We start from the raw sequence: 14,252 nt of genomic DNA, 5'->3' as shown, positions 1-14,252 counted from the left end.
CCCCAGCGTGAGGCTAGGATGTCATGACAAAAGACCCTGAGCGCCCCGGTCTGGCGGCCGAAGCCGTGCGTACACTTGCCCGGGAATCGGGCGCTACGGAACAGCAGATCCGTGACATAGTGTTGCTGGTAGGGTTTGACCGTGCCTCGATCCTCAGAGAAGCTCGTCTTCTGGCGAAGGATGGATAGCCGACAAAACTTGCGATTTGTCCACAGCAGCTATTGTCGGTTTCATACCGACGCGGCCGCCTGCCTAGTGCTGGCCGGGTGGGACAGTTTATGTTTTGCCACCGTCCCCTCGTTCGAGGGGCGCGGCCGGCCGAGAGATCCCAGTGCTCTTGCCCAAGTGGAGAGCGTCTCGTGGATCCCAAGATTCTGCAGGCCAAGAGCGAGTTGTTGCGCCGAATGAGCGTGGCCGATTTCGAGCGGCTGCGGCCGCATCTCGAAAGTGTTTTTCTAGAGTTGCGCTCGCCGTTGGAGATCGAAGGCCAAAAGATCGAAGCTGTCTATTTCCTGGAGAGTGGCATCGCATCGGTCGTCGCCAAGACTGCGGGAACGGCTGAATCAGAGGTGGGAATAATCGGCTTCGAAGGTATGACCGGTTCGGCGCTGATCATGGGCGACGATCTGGCAAGCTTCGATTGCTACATCCAGTCGACGAGCGAAGCGATACGGATGAGCGCCGCGCCGTTCGTCGAAGCCTTGGAAGAGAGCCCTACCTTGCGGCCGTTCCTGTTGCGCTACGTCCAGTATCTCCACGTCCAGACCAGCTACACGGCATCGATCAACGCGCGACACAGCCTGGAGGTCAGGCTGGCGAGATGGCTTCTGATGTGCAGCGACCGGACCGTTGGCGACAGGCTTATGATAACCCACGAATTCCTTTCCGTCATGCTGGGCGTCAGGCGCCCCGGGGTTACAGTGGGGCTTCAGACAATCGAGAGCCATGGCTACATCCGTGCCCGCCGCGGCGAAATCACGATCCGGGATCGGAAAGGTCTCGTGGCGCTGGCACGGGAATCTTACGGCCCTCCCGAACTGCAATACCGTCGGCTGGTCGGGGACCTCGGTTCAAAGAACCCTTCGAGGCAGGACCGCCCGCCCAGCTGACCGCCATCATGCCGGCATTGCAGGGCGAGGATCGCGGAAGTGGCCGACGCGACGATGCCGGTGACGGCACATTGCCTAAGCCCGCATCGGCCACTGCGGCATGATTTGGGGATGCCGCCTGGTTAATCTAGTCATCTGCCAATGACTGACAATAAAGGGCCAAGGCTCGGTAAGAAACGTACGAAGCCGAACCTAATCTCACTGACGGGAGGCGATACGGGCCCTGCTCATCTCGCACACGGAATGGAACTGGCGTCCCACCGCTTGCCAGGCAATGTTACTCGCGCTGCGGACATTGCGAACTTGAATTCCCGGAGCACACCGCGCTTCGCGCCATTCACCGCCGACAGTGATCGACATTGGTCAGGGCAATCACAAGTCCTTGAACGCAAACAGTTCCCGGAACATCTCAACTTCAGGTTTGTTTGAAGCCCAGATGCCATCTGGAGCAGGGGCGGAGAAGATCCGTGGCCAATTCGCGATCGATACCGGTGGTCGTCGGCCGTCCGATCCATCGGACACCGATGGCGGTCGCCAATGCCTGTTTCATCGGCACGCTGCTGACCGACCTCACCTATTGGCGAACGGCGGAGATGATGTGGGCCGATTTTTCCGCATGGCTGCTGTTTGCCGGCCTCGTGATGGGCGCTCTTGCGGTGCTTGCGGCGCTTTTCGATCTCTTCACCCGTCGAATTCTCCGTACCCACGGAGCCTATCTGCTCGGCAGCCTGGTGGTGCTTGTGCTGTCGTTCTTCAACGCGCTGGTGCACAGCCGTGACGCCTGGACGTCGGTCGTGCCGACAGGGCTCATCCTCTCCGCGGCGGCCGTGATCGTCTTGGTTCTCGTGTGGTTGCTGGAATGGAGCACCGGCCGCACCCGCGTGGAGGTGCTCGAATGAACGCCCTGCAGGTTTCGAACACTCACATCCGGCGTGCCCTTGGGTTCAGTCTGTTGTGCGGATCGCTTTTGGCATTGCCCGCCTGCAGCAACGACGACCCAGACCCAAGCGGCCAGGTCGGGCCAAATCCGACACTGCCTGAACCAACGCAATATCTTGTTCCGCCCATGCATGTCGCTTCGGTCGTCGGCTGGAAGCAGGACGAGAAACCAACGGTCGCGAAGGGTTTGCAGATCCAGGCATTCGCCAAGGGATTGAAGCATCCACGCTCGCTCTACACCTTGCCGAACGGTGACGTTCTCGTGGTCGAGTCCGTGGCGCCGCCCGGCGCCGCAATCAAGCGTCCGAAGGACCTGATCATGGGCTGGATCGAGTCCATGGCGACGTCGGGCGGCGGCACCGAGGGAAGCAACCGCATCACGCTGTTGCGTGATACGAACGGCGACGGCGTGCCCGACGTGCAGGATGTCTTCCTCGATCATCTCAATTCGCCCTTCGGCGTAGCCCTGGTCGGCAACGATCTCTACGTCGCCAACACGGATGCGATCGTGCGTTATCCCTACACATCCGGCGAGACCAAGATCACCGCGCCAGGCACCGTGCTGACGCCGCTGCCCGGCGGCCCGATCGATCATCACTGGACCAAGTCTCTCGTCGCCAGTCCGGACGGATCGCTGCTTTATGTCGGCGTCGGCTCCAACAGCAACATCACCGAGAACGGCATCCAGGCGGAAAAGGATCGCGCCGCGATCTGGGAGGTCGACAGGGCGACAGGCCGTTCGCGCATTTTCGCAGGCGGGCTGCGCAATCCCAACGGCTTGAGCTGGGAGCCGCAGAGCGGAGCGCTGTGGGCCGTCATCAACGAGCGCGACGAACTCGGCCCCAATCTGGTTCCCGACTACATGACTTCGATCAAGGACGGCGCGTTTTATGGCTGGCCCTACAGCTACTATGGCCAGCATGTCGATCCGCGGGTGATGCCGCGGCGGCCGGACCTGGTCGCCAAGGCCATCCCTCCGGACTATGCACTGAGTTCCCATGTCGCGCCTCTGGGCCTGGCATTTTACACCGGCACCAATCTGCCCGAATCCTATCGCAATGGCGCCTTTGTCGGCGAACATGGCAGTTGGAACCGCAAGCGCTTCAACGGCTATAAGGTCGTTTTCATACCGTTCAATGGAGGTCATCCCGTCGGCAAGCCTCAGGACGTCGTCACCGGTTTCCTTGACAATGACAACAAGGCACATGGGCGGCCCGTGGGCGTTGCCGTCGACAAGGCGGGCGCGCTGTTGATTGCGGACGATGTCGGAAACACGGTCTGGCGCGTGACCGCAGCTCGGTAGCTATCGGATTGTATGCGCAGGAAGCCCGGTAGTGAGACTGATCCTCACGCTGTTATCGGCGGCGTAACCTATACTGAGGATTCAAAGCATGCGTTACCCGGCACTCGCGATAGGTCGAGAGGAACAAAGGTCGCGCCGCCTTGTTAGCAATGATGGCGCGCTATTATTTTGATCTAGTCGACAACGGAACCTCCTACCCGGACACTGAAGGAACCGAGCTTCCGAGCTTGGAGGCAGCTGAGGATGAGGCGGCAAAGGCGTTGCTCGAAACAGCAAAGGACCAGATGCCTGAAGGCAATTTCCGAGAGGTTGCCCTGCATGTCCGTGCTGGTGCTAGCAAACCCCTCGTTATGGTGAAGGTAACGTTCGAACTGGTGCGCAACGGACCTGATCGCGATGGACCCGTGGGAACCTGACTACTTCCTCAATGAAAGTGCGCGCCTATATCAACGGAGGGCGGCGGCACAGATTGCCGATCTTCGCTCGAATATTGAAGACACGCGGCGCGTAATCGAGGAATCGCGCAAGCTGCTGGACCGGCTTTCCGCCAAATCAGGCGCTATCCACCCGTAGGGAATGACAAGGCCCGCTCGTAACGCGGGCCGCTTGAGTTGTGGTGGAGCAATCCGCCTCATAACTGAGTTCAAGGCTGCTCATCTCGGTTCGTTGTTGATGCTCAGATAGGTAGGGTCGAACTCGGCAAGCCTGGCAAGCTGGTCCCAGTCCAGAATGGTGACCATATGGTTCGTCCAGGTGATTACCTTAATCTTCTTCAAGCCTCCGATCACCCGGTTCATGTGCACGACCGACAACCCAAGCACGTCGGCCATTTCAGTCTGTGACAGCGGTAGATGAAAGCTCATGCCGCTGGTGCGTTTCACCGCCTGCAGCCGTACGAACAGTTCGCAGATGAGATGGGCCAGATGCGAGGTCCTGGAGCGGCGGCCCATTGCCACGATCCATTCGCGATGTATGGCCCCATCGACCAGCGTATCGAGCCACAACAGCCGGGTCAGGTGAGGGGCCTGTTCCGTAATGGCTTTCAGCTTGTTGTGGTCCGCGTACATCACCCGGCAAGGCGACAGCGCGACGATACCGTGATCCATGGTCTTGAGCAAAAAGGCGTGGAGATCGACGAAGTCGCCGGGCACCTGCAAGGACGTGAACTGCCGGCCGCCGTCCTCGAGCACCTTGTAGCGTGCCGCCAGGCCATCCAGCAGCATGGTGCTATAGGTTGGCCGGGACCCCGCTTTGACCACATCTTGCCCCTTTTCGAACTCGCGTCCGAAAACAACCGTTTCGGCCAGCAAGACCTTCTCGACGTCCGACAGAGTGTCGTGCTGGCCGAGTTGCAGATAGAGGGACTCTAACATCATAGCCTCGAGGCGATCGGGGTTGAAACGCCGATCGCCAGATGTCCTGGACGCAAGGATAGCAGCCGGACCTTAGGCCTTCGGAAGATGGCGGACCCTATCATCGGCAGCCTGCGCGTATTCTGGCGCAAGCGCCGGAGCGGGAACCACCAGTGTCGCTGGGTATTAGCACGCTAGAGGTGTCCAAGGCTGCCCCGAAAATGAAACGGTGTCATTTCGATCTCTATAACGGTCATGGCCCCGTACCCAACGACGACGGCCAGCCATTTGAATCGCGAGAACAGGCGAGGGCAGAAGCCAATCGCATTTCGCAGGAAGTCGCTCGCGATGAAATGCCGGATCGCGACCTGGTCAAGATACCGGCAAGGTGCGCAATGAGGCGGGCGCCCAGGTGTTCGAGGCATCGCTTGTCCTGACCGCCGGGTGGAGCGCGTGACCTTGATGCCTTCAGCGTAGGAGTCGCTGTGGAATTTGCACCACATTTTCCGATCCGGGCAGCTCAAAGGCCATGGCGAACCGACGCAAGGAAGCCATTTCCACGATCAACTCTTCGATCGAACGATCCGGCAATCCCGTCTTCACTTTCTGCCTTACCCTTGCTGTGAGTTCATGAACGCGGACAGGCACGAAAAGCGCGCTGTCGTCCAGCAATCTGCTGATTTCGATCACCACATCGGCGTCAATGTCTTTCGGCAATTCCCGCATGGGCGTCACCTTGGCCTCGAAGCGATCCGAAGGCAGCCAGGCATTGCGCATCAGAGGGCATGCCGGACGCGGATCGATCATCGGATTCATAAAACCACCCACCCAGCGTGTCACTAAAAACGTTGGTACGAAAATTACCAAACGGGTTGGTTCCCGTAATCCATGTATTTTGGCATCGCGCGACTACAGGCACCGTCCAGTGGCGCTTGTCGCATGCCAGGACGCGATTGCCGCCAGCATCCCGGCACTCACTTGGTGAACTCGTCGTCAAGAATGCGCAATGCTTCTTCATACTTGGCCGTGGATGCTCCGATCTGCTTTGATTGCCAGATATTGTCGGCCAGATCCGCCCGCTTTACCGGCAGCGCCAATGGGTTCGATGCGGCCCGGCGAACGAATGCGAAATAGTCCTCGCCTTCTCTGCGTGTCATGGCGTCGACCGCGGCGGCGATCGTCGGTCCAAAGCCCGCCTCTTCGAGCTTGGCCCGGCTCCAGCCTTCGCTTTTTTCCAGGACGTCGTGCAGATAGGCGACGACTTTCTGATCTATCGTTTCGACGGCGTCGACCACTCGACGGCAATGGTCGATATAGGGGCCTCCTGTCTTGTCATGCTGCGATGCATGCGCCTGCTCCGCAATCTTGGCCGCCCGATAGAAAATACTCATCACATCCATCTCCGCCTTTTCGCCAGCGAGCCACGTTGCTTTCAGGCGCCTACCAGCGTTCCTCGGTTTCGCGGTGCGGCAAGTCCACGCCGCAGCAGACCCAGCCAAGCCGCTGCCCTGATCCGTAGTTGTAGCGAGGCTCCAGCCGCGCTGGATCGTCGAATGTGCCGACATGCAGCGCGATTTCCCCGGGCGAGACGTCATAGGCAAGGCTGAGCGGCGATCCGCAGGCGGGACAGAACCCCCTTTGGGCGATTGGCGAAGATCGGCGATAGGCGGGAGTGGCGTCGATCCAGGTCAGGTCTGGCGAAGGCACCCACGCCAGGACCGCAAATGCACTGCCGGTCGCGCGCCGGCACATATCGCAATGGCAATAGTGCACTCTCGGTTCGCTTGTGACGTTGAAGCGAATCCGGCCGCAAAGACATCCGCCGTTCAGTTCCACCTTGGCTCCAGTCCGATGAGCCTGCGTTTCGGCAGGCTCTCCAATCTCGTGCGGGCAGCTTCGTTCATCTGGCGAAAACGTCGGCCGCCCTCGTCGGTTCCTATGCCCCGCAGGAGGGGTTCGCGCACGGGGCTCTCGTCTTTTCGAGCGCCGTGGCATTGAGGCCGCTTCTGTCGGCGACCCTGCGGAAAATGGCCAGCCAGGTCCAGAGCCAGGCCGCCGATCGGCTATCGAGCCGCTTCGGTTTCGACGAAGCAATGGGCAGAAAAAGACTTCTTTTTGCGATCCGGCCCGGATGCTCTGTTGCAAACCTTAGAACACGCAAGGCTCGCTGGGAGGCGACGCCCAAACAAGAGCGGCTGCCGAAACGCAACCGGCATAGGCCGCGAGAATGAGGCCGATGCCGGCAACAGCCATAGGGGAACCACGACAATGAAGACATTTCGAAACTGCCTGATGGGCGCGGTCGGCGCAGGCCTGCTGGGCCTGGGGCTTGCAGCTCCCGCCAATGCGGGCGCCATCCGTCTCGGCATGACGACCTGGGTAGGTTACGGGCCGCTGTTTCTTGCCCGCGACCTCGGTTACTTCAAGGAGGCCGGCGTCGACGTCGACCTGAAGGTCATAGAAGAATCAGCGCTTTACATGGCTGCGGTCGCCGGCGGCGATCTCGATGGCGCCGCCTCCACCGTAGACGAGCTGATGAAGTACCGCTCGGACGACCTCTGCTTCAAATACGTCCTTGCACTCGACGACAGCCACGGCGGTGATGGCGTCGTCACGCAGCCCGACATCAAGTCCCTCAAGGATCTGAAGGGCCAGCAGGTGGCCTTGAACGAGGGCTCCGTTTCCGAATTCTGGTTCAACGTGCTCCTGAAAAAGGAAGGCATGACCGAGGACGACGTTACCATTACCAACATGACCGCCGATGACGCGGCGACCGCCTTCATCGCCGGCCAGGTTCCCGCCGCCGTGACGTGGGAGCCGCACCTCACCGAGGTCCGCAAGGGCGGCAAGGGAAAGGTGTTGATCGATTCCACGACCACCCCTGGCTTGATCGTCGACGTGATCGCCCTCAAATGCGATCTGATCGAAAAACATCCCGAGGACGTAAAGGCCCTCGTCAAGGGCTATTACAAAGCGGTGGAATACATCAAGACCAATCCGGAAAAGGCCTATGAGATCATGGCCAAGGGCATTGGCGGCTATCTCGAAAAGCCCGAGGATTTCGCCGCCGGTGCCAAGGGCGTGCGCTATTACGATCGCGATCGCAACCTGGAATTCTTCGGTATGCCGGAAAAGAGCGAGGCGTCCGAGCTGGTGAATTTCGCGCAGGACATCTGGGGCAAGGCCGGCAAGCTCAAGATGACGATCGACGCGAAAACCATCCTCGATACCGACTTCATCAGGGAACAATGAGCCTTCGAGAAACCGGGGTCGGTCCGCTTGGGCCGACCCCTGTTTACCGACAGGCCGGAGCCTTCTCGCTTCAGAAAATCAACGGAGGCCATGCCATGGCACAGAGGCGGACGGCGTGGACACGCCTGACGACCCCATTCGCCAACATTCCCGCCAGCACGGCAACGACACTCGCGCTGGCGATGTGGGTAGTCGTGATCGGCGGCTGGGCGCTGCTGTCCTATGGCCGCGTCGTGCCGAACATGTTCCTGCCGACGCCCGGAACCGTGCTGCAGACGACCTATCGCATGTCCCAGGACGGCAGCCTTTTTTACCACACTTTCACCAGCGCCAAGGTGGTGATCCTGGGCTTCATCGTCTCCTCGCTGATCTCGGTGCCGCTGGGGCTGTGGATGGGGACCTATCGGGTGGTGCAGGCGCCGCTGGAGCCCTTGGTCAACTTCATCCGCTACCTCCCTGTGACCTCCTTCGTGCCCCTGTTCATCCTTTGGATCGGCATCGGTATCGAACAGCGCATAGCGGTCATCTTCTTCGGCACCTTCTTCCAGCAGCTCGTGATGATTTCGGACTGTGCGCGCAGCGTCTCCAGGGACCTGGTCAACGCCTCCTACACTTTGGGCACCAAGCGCAGCGAAGCGGTGTGGCACGTCATTTTCCCGGCCGCGCTTCCAGCCATCCTCGACACGCTTCGCGTCACCATGGGCTGGGCCTGGACCTATCTGGTCGTGGCCGAACTCGTCGCCGCGTCGAGCGGCCTCGGCTATATCAGCCTGAAGGCGATGCGAGGCTTCCAGGTCGATGTGATCTTCATGGCAATCGCCGCGATCGGGCTTCTGGGCCTTATCACCGACACGGCGTTCCGCATCATCCGGGCCAGGGTCGCGCCATGGGCATCCTGATTTTGAACGCAAGCTCGCAAACCGCAGTCGGATCAAGGGTAGCAATGAGCGAGACCATAAAGGCGAACGATCTGGCCGGCACGGCCGCGACGACCGGCGATCCGCGCTCGACCGGCACGACGATGGCCGTTGAGGACGTGACATTGCGTTACGGCGACGCCAACGGCGTGCTGGCGCTGGACGATGTGTCGCTGAAGGTGGCCAAGAACGAATTCTGCGTCATCGTCGGCCCCTCGGGATGCGGCAAATCGAGCCTGCTCTACCTTGCGGCCGGCCTCAACGACGCGACTTCAGGCAGCATCAAGGTCGATGGCAGGGAAGTGATCGAACCGGGTCCAGACAGAGGCATGGTGTTCCAGAGCTACACCTTGTTTCCCTGGCTCACCGTGCGCGCCAACATCGAGTATGGACCCAAGCGCAAAGGCCTGCCGGCGGGGCGGCGCAAGCAGATCGTCGACCAGTATCTCGACGAAGTCGGCCTCGCGCCGTTTGCCGACCACTACCCCGCCCAGCTTTCCGGCGGCATGAAGCAGCGCGTGGCGATCGCGCGCGCCCTTGCCAACGATCCGGCCGTTCTGTTGATGGATGAGCCCTTCGGCGCCCTCGACAGCCAGACGCGCGGCACCATGCAGAAACTGCTTTTGCGCGTCTGGGAGCGGCAGCAAAAGACGGTGCTGTTCGTTACTCACGATATAGACGAGGCGCTGGTCCTGGGCGATCGCGTCCTGGTGATGACGGCCCGGCCCGGCAAGATCAAGGCGGAGATCAAGGTCGACATCCCAAGGCCGCGTTCGATGGATGTGATCCTCGAACCCGAGTTCATCGCCCTCAAGCGCCGCATCCTCGGCCTCTTGCACGACGAGATCGATGAGGATCATTGAGAGCAATCTCGAGGAAACACAAACGGTCGTCGGCAGGTCGGCGTTGCCAACGCTGAACTGCCGACAATGTTGAAAGGCGGGGCGGGTCCTTACCTTTCGCCGCGATACGCCGAGCCCAGGATCATCTCCGAGCACTTCTGTCCGATCATCATGCTTGGCGCGTTCGTGTTGCCGCCGATCAGCTTCGGCATGACTGACGCATCGGCGACCCGGAGACCGTCCACGCCTCGCACTTTCAGCGTCGCCGGATTAACGACCGCCATCGCGTCCGTCCCCATCTTGCAGGTTCCGACAGGGTGGTAGACGGTCAGAGCTTCGGCGCGCAGATAGGCCAGGATCTCGTCGTCGCTTCGAACATCCTTGCCGGGAAGCATCTCCTTGCCACGAATGTTATCGAACTCCGGCGCGGCGAGAATCCTGCGCGCGATCTTGATGCCTTCGAAAAGCACTATGGCGTCGTCCTCGTCCGCGAAGAAGCGGTGGTCGATGAGAACGTCACGGCGAGAACTGTCCCGTGACAATTTGATCTCGCCAACGCTTTTAGGCCTGAGAACGCAGGTGTGAACGGCGTAGCCGTGGCCATATTCGATGAGCCTGCCGCGATGGCTGCGATAGCCCGGCACGAAGTGGAACTGAATGTCGGGCAGGCCGTTCGCATGCCGAGTCTTCGCAAAGCCGCCGGCCTCGACATAGTTGGTCGTGAGGATTCCCTTTCGGCGCGCGAAATACTGGAAAGGCGCTGCCGCGATGCGGGGCAGGTTGGCAAACGACAGGCCGAGCGTCCTGATGCTCCTGGAGCGCACGGTGATCATGCCGTCGACATGGTCCTGCAGGTTCTTGCCGACACCTGGTAGATCGAGAATCGGCGTGATGCCGATCTGCCGCAGCTCGTCCGCGGGGCCAATGCCGGATGCCATCAGGATCTTGGGCGAGTTGATGGCCCCGGCACAGAGCACGATCTCGCGGCCAGCCGCGAGTATTTTTTGCTCGCCGTCGTGGCGCACCCGCAGGCCGGTGGCGCGCCCTTCGGCGACGACAAGGTCGACCACCTCGCATGCACTGAGCAGCGTCAGGTTTCCGCGATGGAGCACCGGACGCATGAAGGCGGTAAAGCTGCTGAAGCGTTGGCCCCGGTTCTGGGTGACGTTGTAGATGCCGAGGCCGAACTGGCTCTCGGCGTTGAAGTCGTCGTTGGCGGGCAGGCCGGCATTTTTGCCGGCCTTGACGAACATGGTGGAAAGCATGTTCGGATCGCGCGGATTGTCGACCATGAGCTCGCCGTCCGTGCCGTGATAGTGTGGGTCCTGGGCGATCAGGTTGCGCTCCAGCTTCCTGAACACCGGCAGCACGTCGCTGTAAGCCCAGCCGGTGCAGCCGAGCCCGGCCCACTCGTCATAGTCCTGCGCGGCACCGCGAATATAGACCATCGAGTTGATCGAACTCGATCCGCCCAGCGCCTTGCCCCGGTTGACCGGAATGCGGCGGTTGTTGAGATGGGGCTGCGGCACGCCGACGAAACAATAGTCGTAGTTCGGGTTGCCATAGAGCGACAGAATGCCCGCCGGAATCCTTACCCGCAGGCTGTTGTCGCTGCCGCCTGCCTCTACCAGGCACACCCTGACCGACGGATCGGCGCTCAGCCGATTGGCCACCACGCATCCGGCCGAACCCGCGCCGACGACAATGTAATCATAGCTCTCAGTCTTCATGCCAGCCCCTCGAGAATGCCGGCTCGTGGCATTGCCGAACGGGCCGCTGCGAGGCTGCATCCTGTTCCGCAACAATTCGGTGCCGACACGTGCCCGGCTTCGCGGCCAGCTCATGCGGCGCTGCGGATCCGGCCGCTGAAACTGTAGATGCGTCCATCGGCACGAGAAATTCGGAAATGGTTACGCGTGACTTCGGAGATTCGTTATGGGCGCCCACCGGCACGTGCTGCTACTTGTGAGCGCCAATGGGGAGGCGACCGGATGGCGCACGGCCTGTCCGGAACACGGCGAAATGGATCTCCGGGGCTGCGTTTGCCGGCCGCCGGAAATCGGTTTCATCGCGTGCGGCGGGAGCTGTCGGATGGTCAGAAAAGGACTGGGCATGTCGGTTGAGACGATAGACACGCTTGTCGTTGGTGGCGGCCAGGCTGGGGTGGCCATGAGCGAGCACCTGAGCAAATGCGGGGTGCCGCATCTCGTTCTCGAACGCGGCCGCATCGCCGAGCGCTGGCGCTCGCAGCGGTGGGACTCCCTGGTTGCCAATGGCCCGGCCTGGCACGACCGCTTCCCGGGCATGGAATTTCCTGTGACAGGCCCCGATGGCTTTCCCTCCAAGGAAGAGGTCGCCGACTATTTTGTCGCCTACGCAAAGCAGATCAATGCGCCGGTCCGCTGCGGCGTCGAGGTCAGGCTTGTGCAAAGAAACATAGGGCGGCCCGGATTCCGTGTCGCGACGTCCGATGGCGTGATCGAGGCCAACAGCGTTGTCGCGGCGACCGGCCCTTTCCAGGTCCCGGTCATCCCGCCCGTCGTTCCTGCCGATGCCGGCATCCTGCAAATCCACTCCAGCGCCTACCGCAATCCCGCGCAGTTGCCGAAAGGCGCGGTGCTGGTGGTCGGCGCGGGATCCTCGGGCGTCCAGATTGCGGACGAACTCCAGCGTGCTGGCAAACGCGTCTATCTCTCGGTCGGCGCGCACGACCGCCCGCCGCGCGCCTATCGCGGCCGCGACTTCTGCTGGTGGCTGGGCGTTCTCGGCAAATGGGACCTCGAAACTCCGGGACCCGGCACGGAGCATGTCACGATCGCGGTGAGCGGTGCGCGGGGCGGAGAAACGATCGATTTTCGCCGTCTGGCGGCGCAGGGGCTTACGCTCGTTGGCATGACGAGGGCGTACCAGGACGGTGCCATGACCTTCGCGCCCGATCTTGCCAAAAACATTGCCCGCGGTGATGCCAATCTGATGGCATTGCTGGACGAGGCCGACGCCTATGTCGCGCGCAACGGTCTCGACCTTCCCGAAGAACCCGCTGCCCGCCGGATCGGCCCTGACCCGGACTGCGTGACCAATCCGATCCTCGAGCTCGATCTGACCGAAGCCGGGATAAGTTCGATCATCTGGGCGACGGGCTTTGCCGTCGATTACAGCTGGCTGAAGGTCGATGCCTTTGACGAGCAGGGCCGGCCGAGGCATCAGCGCGGCGTCTCGACCGAGCCAGGGATCTATTTCCTGGGCCTCCCCTGGCAGTCGCGCAGGGGATCGAGCTTCATCTGGGGCGTGTGGCACGATGCCAAGCACGTGGCCGACCGTATTTCGACGCAGCGCAAATATCTCGCTTATCACGCCGCCGCGAAGCGTGAGGCCGTGGACGCCTGACCAAAGCTGGCGACGGCCGCGAGCCCGACCTGATGGAGATCAAGATGAAGCATACCCGAATTCGTACCTTCAATACGAAGGACACTTATCCCGAGCAGAAGCTCGACAACGATCTGTGCCAGGCGGTCGTCACACGGGGTGGCCGGACGATCTATCTGCGCGGGCAGTGCCCGCAGGATCTCGACACCGCCAAGAATATCGCCAGCCACGATCCGGTCGAGCAGACCCACAAGGTGATGCAGAATATCAAGCAGCTCATCGAGGAATGCGGCGGCACCATGGAGCATCTGGTGAAAGTGGTGGTCTACATCACCGATGTCCGCCATCGCGAAGCCGTCTACCGAACGATGGGCGAATACATCAAGGGCGTCTATCCGGTTTCGACCGGCCTTGTCGTGTCGGCCCTGGCAAGGCCGGAATGGCTGGTCGAGATCGACGGCACGGCCGTAATTCCGGACTGAGCGCCATGACCTTCTCCATCGTCGCACGGTGCCGGCGCACCGGCATGTTCGGAGTGGCGGTATCCTCGTCATCCCCCGCGGTCGCGGCCCGCTGCGCCTATGCACAGGCCGGCGTCGGCGCCGTTGCCAGCCAGAATGTCACGGACCCGACGCTCGGGCCACGGGCGCTGGAGCTGATGGCGCGAGGCGCCTCCGCCGCCGAAGCCGTCGCGATCCTGAAGCGCACGGGTGCTTTCAGCGAATACCGGCAGGTCCTGGCGGTCGACAAGGCCGGCGGCAGCGCGATCCATTCGGGACCGAAAGCGCTTGGCATCTGGAGCGAGGCACGCGGCGAGGACGTCGCCTGCGGCGGCAACCTGCTTGCCAGCGATAGGGTTCCGCAAGCCATGGTGGACGCCTTTCTCGCCTCCGAAGGCGATCTTGGCGACCGGCTGATCGCCACCATGCGAGCCGCGCTCGAGGCCGGCGGCGAGGCGGGGCCTGTCCGCTCCGCCGGCATGAAACTGGTACGCGATGTGTCATGGCCCGTCGCCGACCTGCGTTGCGACTGGACCGAAGGGTGTCCGATCGAGCAGCTGGCAATGCTGTGGGACATCTATAAGCCCCAGCTCGATGCTTATGTCACGCGCGCCCTCAACCCGTCCGGTGCGCCAAGCTACGGCGTTCCCGGTGATGAGTAGTTCGACAATC

General features: G+C 61.6%; 15 protein-coding genes. 10 read left to right on the top strand and 5 right to left on the bottom strand.

The window, feature by feature from the left end:
- Positions 1-359 precede the first annotated feature (359 nt).
- The 4 genes from FJ527_RS00450 (at position 360) to FJ527_RS00435 (ending at position 3,767) form a co-directional block, all read left to right on the top strand.
- Entirely contained in the window at positions 360-1,109 is a 750-nt protein-coding gene (locus tag FJ527_RS00450; RefSeq protein ID WP_015316441.1) for a Crp/Fnr family transcriptional regulator, read from the top strand.
- 467 nt (positions 1,110-1,576) lie between these two features.
- On the top strand, positions 1,577-2,008 hold the full coding sequence (locus tag FJ527_RS00445; protein ID WP_140614612.1) for a DUF2231 domain-containing protein: 432 nt from the start codon (positions 1,577-1,579) through the stop codon (positions 2,006-2,008).
- Positions 2,005-3,351 (top strand): sorbosone dehydrogenase family protein, encoded by a 1,347-nt coding sequence (locus FJ527_RS00440; RefSeq protein ID WP_140821155.1) that lies wholly within the window; start codon positions 2,005-2,007, stop codon positions 3,349-3,351. The genes FJ527_RS00445 and FJ527_RS00440 overlap by 4 nt, the downstream gene beginning before the upstream one ends.
- 152 nt (positions 3,352-3,503) lie before the next feature.
- Positions 3,504-3,767, top strand: coding sequence for a hypothetical protein (locus tag FJ527_RS00435; RefSeq protein ID WP_246677663.1), 264 nt, complete (start codon positions 3,504-3,506; stop codon positions 3,765-3,767).
- A gap of 237 nt (positions 3,768-4,004) precedes the next feature.
- On the opposite strand, the gene FJ527_RS00430 is transcribed toward FJ527_RS00435, so the two are convergent.
- From FJ527_RS00430 to FJ527_RS29525, 4 genes are all read right to left on the bottom strand, one after another.
- Positions 4,005-4,724: a Crp/Fnr family transcriptional regulator gene (locus FJ527_RS00430; RefSeq protein ID WP_140790257.1), complete on the bottom strand. Its 720-nt coding sequence runs from the start codon at positions 4,722-4,724 to the stop codon at positions 4,005-4,007.
- Positions 4,725-5,171: 447 nt separating this feature from the next.
- Positions 5,172-5,519 (bottom strand): hypothetical protein, encoded by a 348-nt coding sequence (locus FJ527_RS00420; protein WP_246677662.1) that lies wholly within the window; start codon positions 5,517-5,519, stop codon positions 5,172-5,174.
- A 158-nt stretch (positions 5,520-5,677) separates the two neighbouring features.
- On the bottom strand, positions 5,678-6,094 hold the full coding sequence (locus FJ527_RS00415; RefSeq protein ID WP_015316448.1) for an HD domain-containing protein: 417 nt from the start codon (positions 6,092-6,094) through the stop codon (positions 5,678-5,680).
- A gap of 49 nt (positions 6,095-6,143) precedes the next feature.
- A complete protein-coding gene (locus FJ527_RS29525) occupies positions 6,144-6,455 on the bottom strand; it encodes a GFA family protein (protein ID WP_140725916.1) in 312 nt (103 codons plus the stop codon).
- A 516-nt stretch (positions 6,456-6,971) separates the two neighbouring features.
- Between FJ527_RS29525 and FJ527_RS00405 the strand changes: the two genes are divergently transcribed.
- The 3 genes from FJ527_RS00405 (at position 6,972) to FJ527_RS00395 (ending at position 9,735) form a co-directional block, all read left to right on the top strand.
- The gene (locus tag FJ527_RS00405; RefSeq protein WP_140715593.1) at positions 6,972-7,955 is read left to right on the top strand and encodes an ABC transporter substrate-binding protein; all 984 of its coding nucleotides are present in this window, start codon (positions 6,972-6,974) and stop codon (positions 7,953-7,955) included.
- A 95-nt stretch (positions 7,956-8,050) separates the two neighbouring features.
- Positions 8,051-8,854, top strand: a complete 804-nt coding sequence (locus FJ527_RS00400; protein WP_140660837.1) for an ABC transporter permease — start codon at positions 8,051-8,053, stop codon at positions 8,852-8,854.
- 122 nt (positions 8,855-8,976) lie between these two features.
- Positions 8,977-9,735, top strand: a complete 759-nt coding sequence (locus tag FJ527_RS00395; RefSeq protein ID WP_167331150.1) for an ABC transporter ATP-binding protein — start codon at positions 8,977-8,979, stop codon at positions 9,733-9,735.
- Between the two features lie 89 nt (positions 9,736-9,824).
- Here the strand turns inward: FJ527_RS00395 and FJ527_RS00390 are convergent, their stop codons facing one another.
- Positions 9,825-11,444 carry a GMC family oxidoreductase N-terminal domain-containing protein gene (locus tag FJ527_RS00390; RefSeq protein WP_140821151.1) on the bottom strand — a complete coding sequence of 540 codons (1,620 nt, stop codon included), beginning with the start codon at positions 11,442-11,444 and terminating at the stop codon, positions 9,825-9,827.
- Positions 11,445-11,826: 382 nt separating this feature from the next.
- Between FJ527_RS00390 and FJ527_RS00385 the strand changes: the two genes are divergently transcribed.
- Genes FJ527_RS00385 through FJ527_RS00375 form a run of 3 tightly spaced genes read left to right on the top strand, consistent with a single transcriptional unit; the run spans position 11,827 to position 14,242 of the window.
- Positions 11,827-13,101 (top strand): NAD(P)/FAD-dependent oxidoreductase, encoded by a 1,275-nt coding sequence (locus tag FJ527_RS00385; protein WP_140821713.1) that lies wholly within the window; start codon positions 11,827-11,829, stop codon positions 13,099-13,101.
- Between the two features lie 44 nt (positions 13,102-13,145).
- Entirely contained in the window at positions 13,146-13,562 is a 417-nt protein-coding gene (locus FJ527_RS00380; RefSeq protein WP_015316456.1) for a RidA family protein, read from the top strand.
- Positions 13,563-13,567: 5 nt separating this feature from the next.
- Entirely contained in the window at positions 13,568-14,242 is a 675-nt protein-coding gene (locus FJ527_RS00375) for a DUF1028 domain-containing protein (protein ID WP_140821150.1), read from the top strand.
- Positions 14,243-14,252: the final 10 nt, after the last annotated feature.

This window comes from Mesorhizobium sp. B2-4-18, from assembly GCF_006441385.1.
Classification (GTDB): domain Bacteria; phylum Pseudomonadota; class Alphaproteobacteria; order Rhizobiales; family Rhizobiaceae; genus Mesorhizobium; species Mesorhizobium australicum.
Note: the sequence above shows the minus strand (reverse complement) of the source record. Positions and strands in the feature narration are given on the sequence as shown.